Origin of the sequence: Nocardia sp. NPDC059236 (assembly GCF_042754085.1) — a bacterium.
Taxonomy (GTDB): domain Bacteria; phylum Actinomycetota; class Actinomycetes; order Mycobacteriales; family Mycobacteriaceae; genus Nocardia.
The window spans coordinates 579546-596360 of the sequence record NZ_JBHZAF010000003.1 but is presented as its reverse complement, the minus strand read 5'-3'; the positions used below and the strand labels follow the sequence as shown (position 1 = coordinate 596360).

Sequence of the window (16815 nt, the reverse complement as noted above, 5' to 3'; positions counted from 1 at the left end):
TATGCGGGCAATGCTGCCTCACCGGGCGAACCCCAGCCGGAAGGTCCGTGACCTGGTGCGCGAGCACCGGGCGGACCTGCGGACCCGGACCTACGGCAATGCGGATCTGAATCCGCCGGCCGGTCCCTGCGAGGTCGTCCCGGTCACCGCCTCCGATGGCGCCCGGCTCCGGGTGCACGCCTACGGCCCGGCCGACGGCGATGTGATCGTTCTCGTGCACGGCTGGACCTGCTGCCTCGAATACTGGAACCCCCAGATCAACGCCTTCGCCGGCGAATACCGCGTCATCGCCTACGACGTGCGCGGCCACGGCGAGAGCGACGAGGGCACCGCACCGCTCACCGCCGACCAGCTCGCGGACGATCTCGCCGATGTCCTGGACGCCGTGCTGAAGCCGGGCCGGCGTGCGGTGCTGGTGGGGCACAGCCTGGGCGGCATGACGATTCAGGCCTGGGCGGGCCGGTATCCGCAGCGGGTGCGGCGGCAGCTGCTCGCGGTGCTGCTCACCAATACCGCGGCCGGCGACCTGATCGCCGAGACCACCGTGGTCCCGTTCTTCAATCGGGGTATCGCCAGGCTGCCGTTCCTGGTCGGCCTGCTCGGGCTGAGCGCTCCGATTCTCTTCCCGCCGATCCTGCCGGTGACGTGGGTGTTCCGACGGCAGATCATGAGTCTGGCCGCGGTCGGCGACGTCGCCGCCTTCGGTCTGAACATCGTGCGCTCGTGCCCGGCGCGGGTGCGCGGCCGGTTCGGAACCCTGCTGTCCTACCTGGATATCGGGCGCGGTGCGGCCAAGCTGACCGTGCCGACCACCGTCATCGCCGGGTCGGCCGACGATATGACCCCGGCGGTGCACTCGGAGCGGATCGTCGAGATGCTCACCGCGACCGGCAGCCTGGACGGGTACCGGATCCTGCCGACCGGTCACCTGGGGAATGTGGAGGCGTACCGGGAGTTCAATGCCGAACTCGACCGGATCGCGAAGTCCGCGTTCGGAATCCCCGCGCGGGTGGTGGGCGCCTGAGGGGTGGGCTCGCCCACCCCTGAGGTTCCTTAACGAAGACGGCAGTCACAACGAACATAGTTGTAGAGCAAGAAGATATATCCCTGCTTGCTATTGCAAGCACTTTGGTTAGCGCGCTACGGTGGTCTGGAACACAAAGGAGTGCTCATGCTGGTGAAACTGCCAGAGGCCGGTGTCGGCGCCGACGCGCTGACCGCGCCCTTCCGCTCCGGGCTGCGGTCCCGGAATTACCGGACCGCATCGCTCAATACCCCGCGGCCCACCGAGGTCATCCCCGTCACCACGCGTGACGGCGCGAAGCTGCGCGTGCACGCCTACGGTCCGGCCGACGGTGAGGTCATCGTGCTGGCGCACGGCTGGTCCTGTGCCATCGAATACTGGAACCCGCAGATCAACGCCTTCGCCGGCGAATACCGCGTGGTCGCGTTCGATCAGCGCGGCCACGGCGAAAGCGAGAGCGGCACACGCACTTTCAGCGCCCATCAGCTCGCGGACGACCTCGCCGATGTACTCGAGGCGGTGCTGCGCCCGGGCCGGCGGGCGGTGCTGGTCGGGCACAGCATGGGCGGCATGACCATTCAGGCGTGGGCGGACCGCTATCCGCACCAGGTCCAGCATCGGGCCTCGGCAGTGCTGCTGGCCACCACCGCCGCGCGTCAGATTCCCAACCGCGCCACCGTGATTCCGCTGCTCAATGATGTGATCCCGGGCCCGGACTGGCTGGCGCTGGCGCTGTTCGGCACGCCGGTGCCGCTGCCCGGCGGCCCCGCGGTCAACCTGATCGCCAAGCATCGGCTGATGACTCCGGCCGCCACCCGTGACCAGATCCTCTTCGGCACCTCGATCGTCCGTTCCTGCCGCCCGTCGGTGCGCGCGGCCGTGGCCCGGGGCCTGCTCGAACTCGATCTGCACGGTGCCGCAGCGCATTTGACGGTCCCGACCACGGTGATCGCGGGCTCACACGATCGGCTGCTGCCGGAGGTGCATTCGCGCGAGATCGCCGACACCCTCGCCGCCGCCGGACATCTCGACCGGTACACCATTCTGCCCACCGGGCATCTGGTGAACATCGAGGCCGAGAAGGCGTTCAATGTGGAGCTGCACCGCGTGATCCGCCGGTCGCGCCGCGCCCCGGTCGCCGTCGCCGGCTGACCTCGGAGACGACAACGCCCGCCCTGGGAAAACCGGGGCGGGCGTTGGCTTTTCGGGTCCTATTCGAAGACGACGGTGCGGCGGCCGTGCACCAGCACCCGGCCCTCGAGATGCCAGCGCAGGCCGCGGGCCAGCACCACCCGCTCGATATCGCGGCCCTGGCGGACCATGTCGCGCACGGTGTCGGAGTGGTCGATGCGGGTGACGTCCTGCTCGATGATCGGGCCCGCGTCCAGCTCGGCGGTGACGTAGTGGCAGGTCGCGCCGATCAGCTTGACGCCGCGGGCGAAGGCCTGGTGGTAGGGGCGCGCGCCGACGAAGGACGGCAGGAAGCTGTGGTGGATATTGATGGCCTTGCCCGCCCAGTGCTCGCACAGCTCCGACGGCAGCACCTGCATGAACCGGGCCAGCACCACGGCGTGCGGGTCGTGCGCGTCGACCAGGTCGCGCACCTGCTCGAAGGCCGGGCCGCGTTCGGCCGGGTCCTTGGGGAAGGGCACGTAGTGGAACTTGATGCCGTGCGCCTCGGTCATGCCGGCCAGGTCCGGGTGATTGCCGATGACGGCCTCGATGGTGGCGGGCAGCTCGCCGCTGGTGGCCCGGCCGAGCAGGTCGTGCAGGCAGTGGCCGTCCTTGGAGACCAGCAGCACCGCGCGGCGGCGTTCACCGGAGTCGTGCACCTGCCAGTCGGTCTCCGGGCCGAGGTCGGCGGCGACGGCGGTGAAGCGGCTGCGCAGCTCGTCCAGATCGAACGGCACGGTGGCGGCCTCGAGCGCCTGCCGGGTGAAGAACCACCCGGTTTCCAGGTCGGAGTGATAGCCCGCCTCCACGATCGACCCGCCGAAATCGGCGATGAACGAGGTGATGCGGGCGATGATGCCGGGACGATCCGGGCAGCCCAGGGTGAGCACGTAGCGACGGTCGTCCAGGGTGGAACTCATACCGCGCAGTATCCGCCTCCCCGAATCTTCAGCACGCGGCCGGGTGCCGCCAACGATCATGCACGCGTGCCGGCGGTTGGGTGCCGAACGAATTCTGGGCGTGCCCGACGAGTTACCCCTGTCGGCACGAAATCAGTCGTCGCTCTGACAATCGATGCATTTCACGAGGTATAGAAGGCGTCGGCGTAGCGGAATTCGCCCTTGATCTCGAGTTCGTAGGCGGTGAGCGGGCGGACCTGGAAGTGGGTGGCCCACTCCGCCTGGTCGGGGACGATGCCCAGCCGGCTGCCCGGGACGAAGCCGAAACGCGGGTAGTACTCGAGGCTGCCGAGCAGGCCCACCAGTGGTTCGTCGAGAGCGTCGGCGGCGCCGAGGGCCGCGTGCATGAGCGCCGAGCCGATGCCCTTGCCCTGGTGGTCGGCGCGGACGCCGATCGGGCCCAGCGCCAGCACCGGGAACGGGCCGATGCCGGCCCGGGTGAGGCAGACGTGCCCGACGATCCGATCGTGGAACTCCGCCACCAGCGACAGGGTCGGGATCCAGGCGGATCCGTCGTCGCGGAGGAGATGGACCAGACCGACTTCGACGGGGTCGCCGATCGGCTCGGAAGAGGGGGTATCACCGTCGGCATCCGCGGAGCGGTCGAAGGCGCTGCGGTGCACCGCGTCGATCGCGTTGGCATCGCCGGTACGTTCACGACGGATCAGCACGCCTACAAGTCTGCGCGACAACGGTGGCGGCCCGCAACGAAATTCGCCGGGCGTGTGCCAAACTCGGTGCTCATGGCACAGATTTCCCGTCGTGACGTGGCGGCGATGATCGATCACACCCTGCTGTCGCCCGATGCCACACCCGCCGAGGTGGCCGCGCTGGTGGACGAAGCGCGCGAACTGGGCGTGTTCGCGATCTGCGTGTCGCCGTCCATGCTGCCGGTGCGGGCGCCGGGTCTGGTGGTGGCCACGGTCGCGGGTTTCCCTTCCGGCAAACATCATTCGCTGGTGAAGGGGGCCGAGGCGCGGCTGGCGGTGGACCAGGGCGCGGCCGAGGTGGACATGGTGATCGACGTCGGCGCGGCGCGGGCCGGCGATTACAACGCGGTGCTGGCGGACATCGTCACGGTGCGCGAGGCGATCGGGGATCGGGCGCTGCTCAAGGTGATCATCGAATCCGCCGCGCTCACCGACGACGCCATTGCCGAGGTGTGCCGGACCGCCGAGCGGGCGGGCGCGGATTTCGTGAAGACCTCCACCGGATTCCATCCCGCGGGCGGTGCGAGCGCGCATGCCGTGCGGCTGATGGCGGAGACCGTCGGCGGGCGGCTCGGGGTGAAGGCGAGCGGCGGTATCCGGAGCGCGGCGCAGGCGGCGGAACTGATCGCCGCCGGCGCCACGCGGCTGGGACTGTCGCGGTCTCGTGAAGTGCTGGAAGGGTTTCCGGACTAGCAGTCGATCGGTTGCTGCTGCTGGTTCGGATCCGCCTTCAGCTCGGTGTGCCCGCCCTGCAGCGCGACGTGCAGGCCGTCCTTGGTGACCTCGACCTTGGTGGGCTGCAGGCCCAGCGGGTAGCTCTGCAGGCTCTGCGTCATGAGATCCACGATGCCCGAGACCAGATCGGTGGGCAGGCCGAAGCCGAGCAATGAGGCCTGCAGGGTGTCGACCTCGATCTTGTCGCCGACAATCTTTGGCTTGACCTGCAATTGGGCCAGGCCGCCCAGCACCGCGAAGCTCAGCGTGCCGGAGCCGGGATCGGTGGTCGTGCCGGAGACCAGGCCGCCCAGCGTCTTCGTGATGCCGTCGGTGCTCCAGGTGACATCGGCGGTGGAGCTGTCGACAGTGGCCTGCTTGCCGCCATCGGACATTTCGAGGTTTTTGAAGGTGGCGTGCACGACCATGCCCTGCGCCGGGCCGAACTTGGAGTCGTCGCTGTTCACCGTCACCGAGTCGACCTTGTGGTCGAACATGGTGAGCAGCAGCGGTTTCCAGCCGAACGACACATCGATCTTGGAGCCCATCTGCGCCTGGAACTGCGAGCTGATGCACTTCTCGACCTTGTTGCGGGCGTAGGCCTCACCGCCCGCCAGGCCGCCCGCCACCAGCAGTGTCGACACCAGGCCCACGATGAGCAGGGTCCGCTTGCGATTTCGTCGCTTGCCGGACGAGCCGCCCTGCCCGCCACCGCCATTCATCGGGGGTGGCGGCGTGCCGGGCGGCAGTTGCGTGCCGCCGGGCTGCGGAATCGAACCGGAGGTGTCGGTGCCGGCCGGCAGCACCGTGGTCGGCGCGGTACCGGTCGAGTGGCCCGGACCGGCGGTGGCGCCGGGAGCGTAGGCCGCCTCGCCCGGGTGGAGGGCCTGGGTGGGCTGGGCGGTGGGGTCGTTCCACCAGTCGGTGGTGGCGCCCTGGCCGTTGAGCACCTCGGTGGGCGAGTCGTGCTCCGCACCCAGGACTTCGGTGGGCGTGCTGTCCGGCTTGCCGAATTCGACCGCCTGCGCGGCAGGGTTGTCCGGCTGCGCGACGGTGGCGTCGCGCTTGATCGCGTCGTCCGAGGTGGGTTCCGAATTCATGGAGGCGATTCTTCCCGAGCTTTCTGAGTGAGCTCTGTGCATCCTGTGAGGTGTCGGCTCACAGGCGTGGATTGTGACATAACGCACATGGGTGCCGCTTATCCTGAATGTCATGGCTGGGAACGCGGCACCGGAGCCCGATCCGGAGTACGGATGGCACGCGTTGCGGGAGCAGGCCTCGCGGCACGCGGGGTATTTCACCACCCGTCAGGTGCTGCGCACCGGATGTGAGGTCCGGATTCGCGACGGGTTGCGGGACGGCAGCATCCTGCGTTCGGGGGTCGGGTTGCTGCGGATGGCCGACTGGCCGGACGGGCCGCTCGACGAGTACGCCATGTGGTCGGCCTGGTTCGACGGGGCCGCGGCGGTCTCGCACCACAGCGCCGCCGAACTGCACGGGCTGGGACGGTTGCGGCCGCGGTTCGTGCACCTGTCGGCGCGGGTCGGGCGGTTCCCGCTGTCGCCGCGGCTGGTGGTGCTGCGGCGCAGCTTCGCCCGCAAGGATGTGGAGTCGGCGGGGGCCTTCCTGGTGACCACGCCGCTGCGGACCGTGCTGGATCTGGCCGAGGCCGGGATCGGGCAGGCCGCGCTGGACGAGGTGGTGGCCGACGCGGTCGCCATCCACCGCTGCGCCCGCGCCGAAATTCGTTCCGCCAGTACCGCTCTGGATCCGCCCACGGCGGCCCGGCTGCACCGGGCCCTGACCCGCGCCCAGGAGGACCCGCGTTAGGGGCCTCCCGGGGTTTTCGCGGTGTGGTCGTCGAGTTTTGCGGCGGCTCATTTCATGGCAGGGTGACTGGTCATGGGGACGGTCGGTGCTGACGTGTGGGATCTGGTGTTTCCGCCGGGCCCGCCCGAGCGGATCGCGGACATGTTCTCGGCGGCCGTGGTCGCCGACGCGATCCGGCCCTACGACGCCGATCTGGCGCAGTCGGTGGAGACCTGCCGGGACTGGCGGCGCGGCTACCACCGGGTTTTCCGGGGCATGACGGCGCTGGCCATCGGCGCGCCGGAGGTTTCGATCGGCATGGCCGAGGCGGGGCTGGGCGCGGTGCGGCACATGCTGCGGTTCACGGTCGGGCGCACGGTGGCGGCGCTGGACACCGTCGATGTGGACGCCGAGGCCGGCGGGACGGTCCTGGAGACCGCCGAGGTCCCGGGCGAGGCCCTCGCGGTGAAGCACCTCGAGGTGCCGTGGCGTGGGCTGCTGCTGGCCGAGGACGCGCTGCGGTTGCGACTGGCCGAGTGGCAGACCCGCGGGATTCTGGAAGCCGACTTCGTGGCGGCGATCGAGCGGGTCGTCGATCATCCGGAATGGTTGCGGCTGCCCGGCTTCCGGGTGACCGTGACCGGTGCGGACGCCGAGCTCGGACCGCTGCGGCCGCTGCTGGGGTGGGGCGCGGACGTGCTCGCGGTGGATCGGCCGGGCCGGGCGCGATGGGAGCGGTTGCGGGCGGTCGCGAAGGCCGGGGCGGGGGTCATGCGGTTCCCGGTCGCGGACGGCGAACCCGGCGTGGACATCTCCCGGAGTTTTCCCGCTTTGGCCAGGTGGATCACCGCGCACAGTGACGCCCGGCCGGTGCTCGGGTTGTATGCCGGGCTGCCCGGGGCGGCCGGTGTCCGGCTCGCCGCCGCGTCCGACGTGCTCGCCGAAACCCTGCTGCGGCATCATTCCGATGCCGCTCTGGCGCTGCTCGGCTCGCCGACCGACACCTACGCCGTGCCCGCCTCCGTGGTGGCGGCGGCCCGGGATCGCTTGGCGGAGCGCGGTATCCGTGGCAGCGCCCAGGATCTCCTGCATCGCGTGGCCCCGCACTCGCTCTATCGCCTCAACTACACGCGCCCGATCTTCGACTCCGAGGGCGGGGCCTGGGGTCTGTTCGACAATCTGCCCGCCCTGGCCGGACCGGATTACGCCCTGGCCCAACGTCTTCCGCGCTGGCGAGCCGTCCTGGCCCGGGCGGCGGGGCACACCGTGTCCTTCACGGTCGCCCCGCCCGCCTGGACCCGCAGCGTCGCCCGCGAATACCCCTGGCGCACTGCGGCATACCGTGCCGCCTCCCGTTTCGGTATCGAGGTCTTCGACCCCGCCACCGCCCGCACCCTGCTCGCCGCCAAACTGGTGGCGGATCTGTTCGCGGACGACGAACCCCGAAATGCCAACCCGGAGGCCCTCTTCGCCGCCGGCGCGGCCCACGGGGGCCTCTGGCGGCAGCCCTTCACCCCGCGCTCGTTGCTGGCCCCGGCCGCGATCTCCGGCACGATTCAGGAGCTGCGCCACAGGCTCCCATGATCCGCGTGCGGTCGGCGTACCCGCTCAGGGCAGGGGTGCGACGGCGGACCAGGGGACGGTGAGCAGGTTGTCGCGCAGGCGGCGGCGGTAGGGGCGGAGCGGAAAACCCTGCTCGCGCAGGAGGTTCGAGGCGTGCCGCCAGCGGACCCGGGGGCCGTAGGGGGCCAGGGGCGCGGCGACGGCCCAGGCGCGGTCGGCGGCGGTGAGCAGGGTGTGGATGGGTTCGCCGGGGACATTGCGGTGGATGAGGGCCTTGGGGAGGCGTTCGGCGATGTCGGAGGGGGTGCCGACGGTGAAGGGGTCCCAGGCGAGGGTCAGGGAGAGGGGTGCGGTGCGGTCGAGGAGGATCCAGGCGCAGCGGCGGCCCAGTTCATCGCAGGTGCCGTCGAGGAGGAGGCCGTCCGGAGCCAGACTGGACTGGATGGTCGACCAGGCTTCGGGGACAGCGGATTCCGGGTACTGGCGCAGCACATTGAAGGCCCGTACCAGGCTCGGACGCAGGCCCGCGAGTTCGAAACCGCCGCGCGCGAACACCACCCCGTCCCGGCCGGGAACCACGCGCTCCGGATCGATCTCCAGGCCGACCACCCGCAGGTCCGACCGGACGGTCCGCAGCCGGGCCGCCATCTCCAGGGTGGTGACGGGGCTGGCGCCGTATCCGAGATCCACCACGAGCGGCTCCGCGGCATCCAGCAATCGCCCGGCGACAAAGGAGTCGTGCGCCATCCAGCGATCGCCGCGGCGCAGCCGGTTGATGCCGGTGGTGCCGCGGGTGATCGTGCCGATCGGCTTGGCTACCCGACGGGGTGCTGCTGATCCAGCCAAACCTTCGTCACCTCGGCTTCGGCGCGGAACAGGTCCACCAGGTTGACCAGCATGAGCTGTTCGAGCCTGCGCCCGAAAAACGGAAGGTGGACCTGGGCCCGCGAGGAGGTGCGCAGCGTGCAACCGGTCTCGGTGGGAAACAAACGCATGGTGCCGCCGAGAGTGCCTGGGCTGTTGGGGATTTCGGCGGTGTACTCGCCGGTCACCTCGGGTCCGTAGGGGCCGTAGGTTTCCCGGCGGGTGATCACCATGTCCCTGTGCACCACCATCTGCACCATCTCGGGCAGGGTGTCGCGGGGTAGCACGTGCCGCAGTTCGATCGTGATGCCGTGCTCCCCGGAGTCGAGACTGACGATGTCGTTCGGGGAATGCTTGCGCAGTTCCTCGATGCGGGCATCCCAGTGCTCGCGGTTCGTCATCGCGGCGTACACCTCGTGCGTGGTGTGCAGCGGATACCGCGCGGAGTAGTCGAGTCGGCGTGCCACGATCGCTCAGGTTACTGCCGGGCGACCCCGGTCAGTGCGACCTTGGGGCATGCCGGCGGTGAACCGGGGTGCTCAATGCGAACTCAGCCACGTGTCGGTGAACTCGGCCTCGCGCTCCAGCAGCTCGGTGAGGTGCTGCTGGATGGCGGCCTCGATCTTCTTGCCGAACAGCGGGATCTTCACGTCGATGGAGCCGTCCACCACGAAGGTGGAGCCGGAGCCGTTGTCGGTAACGGTCAGGGTGCCGTTCACGGTGGCGGGCGCGCCGTCCACGCGGGCCTCGACGGTGCCGCCGCTACCGTGCCAGGTCTCGGTGCGCGGAATGGTCAGGCCGTCGGGCTTGATCGCGGTGATCTGCGCGGGCAGCTCTTCGGCCGGAATCGTCTGCACCATATCGACGCGCACCTGGTCACCGGTGATGACGAGGTTCTCGATGCGGGCATTGGGGCCGCCGACCGCCTCGATGCGGTCCTTCCAGTACTGCTCGTCGGCGAACGCCGCGCGCACCGCGGCCATGGGATGTGTCGAGTGCGCAGTGAAGGCCAGAGGTGTCGCCATGGTCGGACAGGCTACCGTCTGTGCCTGTGCGTACTTCTCGGGTGGTGTCGTTCGACGACCTGCGGGACCGGCTGACGGCGACCGGTGCGCGGCTGCGTGCCGCGGTCCCGTTGGCGGAGCTGACGACCCTGCGGGTCGGCGGTCCGGCCACGGTCGCCGACTGCGCGACCACCGACGCCCTGGTGGCGACCGTGCGCGAACTGGACGCGGCCGGAATTCCGGTGCTGCTCATCGCGGGTGGCTCCAACCTGCTCATCGGCGATGACGGGTTCGACGGGGTTGTCGTGCGGATCGCGACCGAGGACGTCGAGATCACCGGTGACACGGTGACCGCCGAGGCGGGCGCGAACTGGGACGCGGTGGTGGCCGCGACCGTGGCAGCCGGTTTGGGCGGTCTCGAATGCCTGTCCGGAATTCCCGGTTCGGCCGGTGCCACACCGGTCCAGAATGTCGGCGCCTACGGTGTCGAGGTGGCGAGTTTGCTGCGCCGGGTGCGGTTGCTGGACCGCGCGACCGGCGAGATTCGCTGGGCCGGGCCGGAGGAGCTCGGATTCGGTTATCGCACTTCGGTTCTCAAGCACAGTGACGCCGCCGTGGTGCTGGCGGTCGAATTTGCCCTGCGTGCTGACGGTTCCAGCGCGCCGCTCGCCTACCGCGAACTGGCCAACGCGCTCGGTGCGACCGAAGGCGAGTCCCGGCCCGCGGCGGAGGTGCGCGCCGCGGTGCTGCGTTTGCGGGCGGGTAAGGGCATGGTGCTGGATCCGGCCGATCACGACACCTGGAGTGCGGGTTCGTTTTTCACCAATCCCGTGATTCCGGACGCACAGGTGGCCATGGTGCGCGCGGCGATCGCGTCACATCTGGGGGCGGACGTGGCCGTGCCCACCTATCCCGCGGACGGCGGGGTAAAGTTCTCGGCGGGCTGGCTCATCGAGCGCGCCGGCTTCGCCAAGGGCTTTCCGGGCGACGGGTCTCCAGCGCGGTTGTCGACCAAACACACGCTGGCGCTGACCAATCGGGGCGCGGCTACCGCGACCGATCTGGTGACCCTCGCCCGCACGGTTCGCGAGGGGGTTGCTGAGCGCTTCGGCATTCATCTGGATCCGGAACCTGTGACCGTGGGAGTCAGCCTGTAGCGAGTGGCTTTCGCCACCAATTCAGCGTCCGGAATACACGGTTTGCGGGGGTAGGGTCGAGCAAGTGAGTAAACGAGGACTGACCCGTCGGGCGGCCATACGGGCCGCTCTGGTGGGGTCGACGGCAGTGATCGCGGCGGCGTGTTCGTCGTCGAACAAGGGTGGTGGCGGCCCTGCGCCGGCCGCTCCGGTCGCGTCCGTCAAGCTGGAGCCGGGTGGCGGCACCGACAATGTCAACCCGACCACCGCGGTGTCGGCGACGGTCAGCAATGGCCGCATCGATCAGCTGGCGCTGACCAATTCCAATGGCAAGCAGGTAACCGGCACCTTCGATGCCACTCACAGCAAATTCACGGTGAACGAACCGCTCGGCTACGGCGCCACCTACACCTGGTCCGGCACCGCCATCGGCACCGACAACAAGCCGGTGGCCATCGACGGCAAGTTCACCACCATCAGCCCCAAGAACACCGCGCCCGCCACCATCAATATCGGTGACGGCCAGGAGGTCGGCATCGCGGCGCCGATCATGCTCCAGTTCAAGGGGCACGTCGAGAACAAGGCCGCGGTCGAGAAGGCGCTCGTCGTCACCGCCACCCCGGCCACCGAGGGCTCGTGGGCGTGGCTGCAGGACGAAAACGGCGGCTCCCGGGTGCACTGGCGGCCCCGCGAGTACTGGCAGCCGGGCACCACCGTGCACGTCGGCGCCAAGCTGTACGGCCTGGACATGGGCAGCGGGCTGTTCGGCGACTCCGACCTGACCTCCGACTTCCGCATCGGCCGCGCCCAGATCGTGAAGGCCGCCGCCCCCACCCACCGCGTCCAGGTGGTGCGCGACGGGCAGACCGTCTTCGACTTCGCCTGCAGCTACGGCGAAGGCAACCAGGACCGCAATGTCACCCGCTCCGGCATCCACGTGGTGACCGAGAAGTACGAGGACTTCATGATGTCCAACCCGCCGTTCTACACGAACGTGCGGGAACGCTGGGCCGTGCGCATCTCCAACAATGGTGAGTTCATTCACGCCAATCCGGAATCGGTGTCCGCCCAGGGCAATTCGAACGTCACCAACGGCTGCATCAACCTCAACCCGACCGACGCCCAGGCCTACTTCCCGACCGCCCTCTACGGCGACCCGGTCGAGGTCACCGGTACCCGTATCCAGCTCTCCGCGGCGGACGGCGACATCTACGACTGGACCATCGACTGGGAGACCTGGAAGGGCCTCTCGGCGCTGCAGGGCGAGCCGAAGAACCAGATCTCGGCCACCCCGCTCCCGCCCCAGCCCGTCGGCGGCCGCTGAAAACCCTTCCGCGACATGCGCGCCCTGAGTCCCTCGGAGCGGTGGTTCTGGATCATCGACCGGATCTCGCCGTCGAATTGCACTGGGCGCGTGCGGGTTCACGGGCGGGTTTCGGTGCGGCGGCTGGAGGAGGCGGCCGCTGCTCTGGTGGCGGAGTATCCGCTCCTGCGGGTAGGGGTAGTGGACGAGGCGGGCCGGGATCCGTGGTTCCGGGAGTTGGCTGAGCCGGGAATTCCGGTGCGGCGCATGGAGTCGCACGATTCCGAGGCGTGGGTGCGGGAAATCGATGCCGAGATGGCTGATCCCTTCGATACCGCGAAGGGATTGGCGCGCATTGTCGATATCGCGGTCGGGGCGGGGACGGCGGAGGAGTTCCATGACGTCGTGCTCACGATCTCGCACCTCATCGTGGACGGCCGATCGCTGATGGCGTTGCTGCAGAAGCTGATCGGGCATGCGGTGGGGGCGAGTGCCGGGGTGGCAGCGCGTGCGGAGGTTCCCGCCGCGGATGATCTGATTCCCGCTGGGGCGCGGGGGTGGTGGCGGTGGGCGTATACGACGCTGTTCGATCAGGTGGCGGCGCTCGGGCAGCGGCCGCAGCGCGTGGCCGGTGCGTGGGCGGCGCTACCGGAGCGGCGAACCAGGGTCGTGCACCGGGTGCTCGATCGGGAAGCGCTGGCGGCGTTGGTAACCGACTGCCGGCGCGCCGGAGTCACCGTGCACGGGGCGCTGGCCGCCGCGGCGGCGTCCGCGGTCGGCGCCTCGAATTCCGGGGGGAGCGGAATCGCCGGGATCGCGTCGCCCGTGGATTTCCGGGAATTGCTCTCCCCGCGTCCGGCCGACGATGAGCTGGGGATCTATGCGCCGGTGCTGGTCGGATTCGTGCCGTTCGGAGTTCCGCTGTGGACCGCGGCCCGGTCGGTGAAGCGGCAACTCGAGCGCGGGGTGCGGCAGCGGCGGCATCTGGCGACGGTGGCGGGCATGCGATTCGGGACGCCGCGGGCGCTGGAATCCGGCCGGCGCCTGGCGGACCTGGTGGATCGGCGGGCGCCGTGGAATGTGTCGGTCACCAATCTGGGGCGGGTCGAATTGCCGGAAACGGCCGGGGCATGGCGGCTTTCGGGACTGATGCTGGCCGCGTCGAATTCCTGTGTGAGCGTCCTGACGGTGGCGGTCGCGACCGCGCACGGGGAAATGCGCCTCGGGTTCTGCTACGCGGAACCGGTCCTGTCCGAGCGGCGGGCGGCGGATTTCGCGGACGCGATGCTGACCGCGCTGCGCGAGCGCCCGGATCCCTCAGCCGAGCCGCTGCGCCAGCCGGGCGCGTAGCGCGGCCCGGTCGGGCTTGCTGGTGCGCCCGCCGACGGGGATCTCCGCGACCATCACGATGTCGTCCGGCAGCGCGGAAACATCGATCAGGGACGGTAATTCGCGGCGTAGCCGGTCCTCGATATCGGAGGCGTCCGGGTCCGGCACCACGGCCAGCACGATGCGCTCGTCGCCGATCTCGTCGGGAATGCCGACCATGACGGCCTGCCGTACGCCCTCGACGCCCGCGATGGCCGGTTCGTACAGGCCCGGATAGATATTGGTCTTGCCGCGGATCATCATGTCCTTCTTGCGGCCCATGAGCACCAGGGTGCCGCCCTCGAACCGGGCGAGGTCGCCGGTGGCGATCTCCTTCAGCGGTGGTTCCCCGAGGTAGCCGCGGCACAGATTGGGCCCGGACAGGATGAGCTCCCCGTCGTCGGCCAGACGCGCGTCCACGCCCTCGACCGGCGGGCCGAGCGGGTCGCCGGATCCCTCGAAGGCCAGCTTGTCCGTGCCGGAGGTGATGGCCACCGGCAGGATCTCGGTCATGCCGTAGACGGCCAGCAATTCGGTGTCCGGGAGGGCGGCGCGGGCGCGGCGCAGCAGCGCGGTGGTGACCGGCGCGCCGCCCAGCGAGACCTCCTCCAGGTGCACCGGCGCGACCAGTCGCCCGGCCTCGATGGCGTCCAGCACCACCGCCAGGTCGGCGGGGGTGAAGAAGGCGTGCGTCGCCGTGCCGAGGGTGCGCGCGAAGCCGATCGGGTCGATGTGGGTGCCGAAGCGCGGGTACCGCGGCATGGACCAGCGCGCGCCCTCCAGCACCGCGGGCAGCCCCATCATCAGCTGTTCGGTGTGCAGGTGCGAACCGGGCATGAGGCTGGTGCAGCCCGCCATGGCCGCCAGGCCCGCGCCCAGCGAACCGCGGGTGTGCACAACGGCTTTCGGGTCGGCGGTGGTGCCGGAGGTGAAGACGATGAGCGCCTCGGCGTCGGGGTCCTCGACGGGCGCGTCGAAGGTCGATGTGGCCGCGGGACCCTGCCAACCGGGCTCGGAACCCACCAGCTGCCGCAGCGGGAGGGCCCCGCGCGGCGTGCCCGGTAGCCACGGCCCGCAGCGGATGTGCCGCACCGGCAGCTGCCCGAACTCCGGCAGCGACAGGCCGAGCCGGCGGCCGAACCCGCGCAGCGGCCCGCTCAGCAGGTACAGCAGCGATTCCGTCGCGGCCCAGCTCGGCTGCACCAATTCGATACGGCGCGCGAACAATTCGGGCCCGACGCCCGGGTCCACGAACACGATGGTGCCACCCGCCGCGATGGTCCCGAACACCATGACCACGGCGTCCACGCAGGGCCGGATGGAGAACAGCATGCGGTCGCCGGGGCGGAAGCCCTTGCCGTGCAGGCGTTTCACGACCAGCCGGACGCGGGCGTCGAGTTGGGCGAAGCTGAGCGGTGGTTCGCCGATCATGCCCAGCGCGGGCGCGTCGGGGGTGCGCAGCACCTGCTCGCGGAGCAACGCGGTGAAATCCTCACCCGCCAAGGGGTATCCAGCGTTCACCGGATGTCCACCAGCTCCGGTTTGTAGCGGTGGTCGGCGTACCAGGCGAGAGTCTTGCGCACACCCCAGGCTCGCACGCGCCGGTTGGAGCCGTACACCCGCACGTCCCGGCGCAGCCCGTAGTCGGTGGTGAGGGTGCGCACGACGTTCACCAGCGCCCGATCCTCATGCAGCTCCTCGATGGCGGTGCGCGGGAATCCGCCCGCGGCCTCGTACAGTTCGGCGGTGATGGCCATATTGCAGCCGGGCGTCATGACATACGGGCCCAGGTAGCGCGGATCGCGGTTGCCGGGCCGGAACTTCCCGAACAGGGAGGCCACCTCCAGCGCGACCAGGATGATGGTGCGATCACGCAGCCGCACGCCCTCGTCGGTGCGCGGGATCAGCTGCCCGCTGATCAGCCGCAGCCCCGAGTCGAAGGCGGCCCGGATGCGCGCGGTCCAGTCGGGGGCGGGCAGGCAGTCGGCGTCGGTGCGGGCCAGCCGGGTCGCACCGGCCGCGATGGCGTGCCGCATGCCGGTGTCGGCGGCCGCGCCGGTGCCCTTGCGCAGCTCGGTGATCACCTCGACGCGCAGGCCCGGATGGGTGTCCGCGAAATCGCGCACCACCTTGACGGTGGCGTCGGTGGAGTTGTTGTCCACCACCAGCAGCGTGAAGTCCCGGTCCCGCTGCCCGGCCAGGGCGGACAGCGTGCCGGCGATGCCGTGCTCCTCGTTGTAGGCGGGCACGATCACCCACAGTTCGTTCATGGCCCCTCCCGGCGGATTCCTCGCCCCGGCTTACGGTTTCGGCAGACGGTAGGCGATGGCCGCGGCCGACGGCCCGGCCCCGGCGGCCACGAACAAGGCTACGTCGGCTCGATCGAGCTTGCCGCTGTCGCGGGCCGCCAGATACGCCACCGGGAGTGCCGAGGTGTGCGCGTCGCCGTCGGTGTCGTCGGCGCTGACCGCCTCCGGCGCGATGCCCAGGCGCTCGGCCAGCAGTGCGGGGAATCCGGCGGTGGGCCGCCCGCAGATGAGCACCGTCCGCGCGGGGGGAGCGTCGGCCACGTCGAGCGCCTCCGACGCCGCCGAAACCGCGTGGTGCAGCATCTCTTCCACCTCGCCGGTGCGGTTCACGGTGATCGAGGAGCGGCCGGTCGAGCCCATCTCCGACAGCCGCACGAAGCCCTCCGCCGGGGGCCGCCCGTCGGTGGCGCTGATGTGCAGCGCCCCGAATCCAGCTGTGCCCGGCCGCTTTTCCAGCAGCATGGCCGCGCCCACCGGCTTGATCGGGAAGCCCGGCTGCGGTTCGGGGGATTTCGACGGATGCGCGTCACCGGAGACCAGCAGCACCCGGTGCACGGTCGGGGCCTCCAGCAGCGCCTGGCTGACCTGGATGGCATTGAGCATGCCGCAGGCACCGTTCATCAGGTCGAAGGACAGGCACGGCACATCGCCGCTGCGATACTCCAGCCCGATGCCGGCCTGCTGTTGAATCAGCGCGGACATGGCCGGTTCCACCATGTTCGAGTCGCGATAGACGCCGGTATTGATCAGCGCGTCGATCTGCTCCGGCGTGGCGCCGGCCTCCGCGATGGCCCGGCGCGCCGCGGCCGCCGCCTGCTCGATGGAGCTGCCGCCGCCGATTTCGGTGGTTACGGAAGAAATGACGATTCCCATGCTGCA

At 70.0% G+C, this 16815-nt stretch carries 17 protein-coding genes; 8 read left to right on the top strand and 9 right to left on the bottom strand.

The genetic code is table 11. The annotated features are described in order from the left end of the window. Position 1 precedes the first annotated feature (1 nt). Together ACFXIV_RS11765 and ACFXIV_RS11760 are read left to right on the top strand one after the other, a co-directional pair. Positions 2 to 1024, top strand: a complete 1023-nt coding sequence (locus ACFXIV_RS11765; protein ID WP_379399587.1) for an alpha/beta fold hydrolase — start codon at positions 2 to 4, stop codon at positions 1022 to 1024. Positions 1025 to 1171: 147 nt separating this feature from the next. Then, complete coding sequence (locus tag ACFXIV_RS11760) at positions 1172 to 2176, top strand: alpha/beta fold hydrolase (RefSeq protein WP_379399586.1); 1005 nt, start codon at positions 1172 to 1174, stop codon at positions 2174 to 2176. Between the two features lie 59 nt (positions 2177 to 2235). Here ACFXIV_RS11760 and purU read toward each other — a convergent pair whose 3' ends face one another. Together purU and ACFXIV_RS11750 are read right to left on the bottom strand one after the other, a co-directional pair. Then, the gene (purU, locus tag ACFXIV_RS11755) at positions 2236 to 3117 is read right to left on the bottom strand and encodes a formyltetrahydrofolate deformylase (protein ID WP_354847010.1); all 882 of its coding nucleotides are present in this window, start codon (positions 3115 to 3117) and stop codon (positions 2236 to 2238) included. Between the two features lie 161 nt (positions 3118 to 3278). Beyond that, entirely contained in the window at positions 3279 to 3827 is a 549-nt protein-coding gene (locus tag ACFXIV_RS11750; protein ID WP_379399585.1) for a GNAT family N-acetyltransferase, read from the bottom strand. A 72-nt stretch (positions 3828 to 3899) separates the two neighbouring features. On the opposite strand from ACFXIV_RS11750, the gene deoC reads away from it, so the two are divergent. Then, positions 3900 to 4559 (top strand): deoxyribose-phosphate aldolase, encoded by a 660-nt coding sequence (deoC, locus tag ACFXIV_RS11745; protein WP_379399584.1) that lies wholly within the window; start codon positions 3900 to 3902, stop codon positions 4557 to 4559. Here the strand turns inward: deoC and ACFXIV_RS11740 are convergent. After that, a complete protein-coding gene (locus tag ACFXIV_RS11740; RefSeq protein ID WP_379399583.1) occupies positions 4556 to 5680 on the bottom strand; it encodes a DUF2993 domain-containing protein in 1125 nt (374 codons plus the stop codon). The two genes, deoC and ACFXIV_RS11740, sit on opposite strands and share 4 nt — an antisense overlap. A 112-nt stretch (positions 5681 to 5792) precedes the next feature. On the opposite strand from ACFXIV_RS11740, the gene ACFXIV_RS11735 reads away from it, so the two are divergent. Beyond that, on the top strand, positions 5793 to 6410 hold the full coding sequence (locus ACFXIV_RS11735; protein WP_379399582.1) for a hypothetical protein: 618 nt from the start codon (positions 5793 to 5795) through the stop codon (positions 6408 to 6410). Positions 6411 to 6482: 72 nt separating this feature from the next. Next, a complete protein-coding gene (locus tag ACFXIV_RS11730; RefSeq protein ID WP_379399581.1) occupies positions 6483 to 7973 on the top strand; it encodes a hypothetical protein in 1491 nt (496 codons plus the stop codon). 24 nt (positions 7974 to 7997) lie between these two features. Here ACFXIV_RS11730 and ACFXIV_RS11725 read toward each other — a convergent pair whose 3' ends face one another. The 3 genes from ACFXIV_RS11725 to ACFXIV_RS11715 all read right to left on the bottom strand — a co-directional run bounded on the left by ACFXIV_RS11725 (position 7998) and on the right by ACFXIV_RS11715 (position 9841). After that, on the bottom strand, positions 7998 to 8798 hold the full coding sequence (locus tag ACFXIV_RS11725) for a class I SAM-dependent methyltransferase (protein WP_379399580.1): 801 nt from the start codon (positions 8796 to 8798) through the stop codon (positions 7998 to 8000). After that, the gene (locus ACFXIV_RS11720; RefSeq protein ID WP_379399579.1) at positions 8768 to 9283 is read right to left on the bottom strand and encodes a DUF2505 domain-containing protein; all 516 of its coding nucleotides are present in this window, start codon (positions 9281 to 9283) and stop codon (positions 8768 to 8770) included. The genes ACFXIV_RS11725 and ACFXIV_RS11720 overlap by 31 nt, the downstream gene beginning before the upstream one ends. A gap of 72 nt (positions 9284 to 9355) precedes the next feature. After that, complete coding sequence (locus ACFXIV_RS11715) at positions 9356 to 9841, bottom strand: DUF2505 domain-containing protein (protein ID WP_379399578.1); 486 nt, start codon at positions 9839 to 9841, stop codon at positions 9356 to 9358. Between the two features lie 44 nt (positions 9842 to 9885). Here ACFXIV_RS11715 and ACFXIV_RS11710 point away from each other — a divergent pair, with 44 nt between their 5' ends. From ACFXIV_RS11710 to ACFXIV_RS11700, 3 genes are all read left to right on the top strand, one after another. Continuing rightward, positions 9886 to 10977, top strand: coding sequence for a UDP-N-acetylmuramate dehydrogenase (locus ACFXIV_RS11710; RefSeq protein WP_379399607.1), 1092 nt, complete (start codon positions 9886 to 9888; stop codon positions 10975 to 10977). 64 nt (positions 10978 to 11041) lie between these two features. Continuing rightward, entirely contained in the window at positions 11042 to 12280 is a 1239-nt protein-coding gene (locus ACFXIV_RS11705) for an Ig-like domain-containing protein (protein WP_379399577.1), read from the top strand. A gap of 15 nt (positions 12281 to 12295) precedes the next feature. Continuing rightward, the gene (locus tag ACFXIV_RS11700; RefSeq protein WP_379399576.1) at positions 12296 to 13609 is read left to right on the top strand and encodes a hypothetical protein; all 1314 of its coding nucleotides are present in this window, start codon (positions 12296 to 12298) and stop codon (positions 13607 to 13609) included. On the opposite strand, the gene ACFXIV_RS11695 is transcribed toward ACFXIV_RS11700, so the two are convergent. From ACFXIV_RS11695 to ACFXIV_RS11685, 3 genes are read right to left on the bottom strand one after another with little or no spacing between them, the layout of a single operon-like run. Then, positions 13577 to 15148: a class I adenylate-forming enzyme family protein gene (locus ACFXIV_RS11695; RefSeq protein WP_379399575.1), complete on the bottom strand. Its 1572-nt coding sequence runs from the start codon at positions 15146 to 15148 to the stop codon at positions 13577 to 13579. The two genes, ACFXIV_RS11700 and ACFXIV_RS11695, sit on opposite strands and share 33 nt — an antisense overlap. Next, entirely contained in the window at positions 15145 to 15897 is a 753-nt protein-coding gene (locus ACFXIV_RS11690; protein WP_379399574.1) for a glycosyltransferase, read from the bottom strand. Before ACFXIV_RS11690 ends, ACFXIV_RS11695 begins: the two co-directional genes overlap by 4 nt. 30 nt (positions 15898 to 15927) lie before the next feature. Beyond that, entirely contained in the window at positions 15928 to 16809 is an 882-nt protein-coding gene (locus ACFXIV_RS11685; protein WP_379399573.1) for a hypothetical protein, read from the bottom strand. Positions 16810 to 16815 lie beyond the last annotated feature (6 nt).

What these genes read in the sequence shown, in the direction of transcription:
- ACFXIV_RS11765 (WP_379399587.1), top strand. Translation starts at nt 2, where the DNA reads ATGCGGGCAATGCTGCCTCACCGGGCGAACCCCAGCCGGAAGGTCCGT.
- ACFXIV_RS11760 (WP_379399586.1), top strand. Translation starts at nt 1,172, where the DNA reads ATGCTGGTGAAACTGCCAGAGGCCGGTGTCGGCGCCGACGCGCTGACC.
- purU (WP_354847010.1), bottom strand. Translation starts at nt 3,117, where the DNA reads ATGAGTTCCACCCTGGACGACCGTCGCTACGTGCTCACCCTGGGCTGC.
- deoC (WP_379399584.1), top strand. Translation starts at nt 3,900, where the DNA reads ATGGCACAGATTTCCCGTCGTGACGTGGCGGCGATGATCGATCACACC.
- ACFXIV_RS11740 (WP_379399583.1), bottom strand. Translation starts at nt 5,680, where the DNA reads ATGAATTCGGAACCCACCTCGGACGACGCGATCAAGCGCGACGCCACC.
- ACFXIV_RS11735 (WP_379399582.1), top strand. Translation starts at nt 5,793, where the DNA reads ATGGCTGGGAACGCGGCACCGGAGCCCGATCCGGAGTACGGATGGCAC.
- ACFXIV_RS11730 (WP_379399581.1), top strand. Translation starts at nt 6,483, where the DNA reads ATGGGGACGGTCGGTGCTGACGTGTGGGATCTGGTGTTTCCGCCGGGC.
- ACFXIV_RS11715 (WP_379399578.1), bottom strand. Translation starts at nt 9,841, where the DNA reads ATGGCGACACCTCTGGCCTTCACTGCGCACTCGACACATCCCATGGCC.
- ACFXIV_RS11700 (WP_379399576.1), top strand. Translation starts at nt 12,296, where the DNA reads ATGCGCGCCCTGAGTCCCTCGGAGCGGTGGTTCTGGATCATCGACCGG.
- ACFXIV_RS11690 (WP_379399574.1), bottom strand. Translation starts at nt 15,897, where the DNA reads ATGAACGAACTGTGGGTGATCGTGCCCGCCTACAACGAGGAGCACGGC.
- ACFXIV_RS11685 (WP_379399573.1), bottom strand. Translation starts at nt 16,809, where the DNA reads ATGGGAATCGTCATTTCTTCCGTAACCACCGAAATCGGCGGCGGCAGC.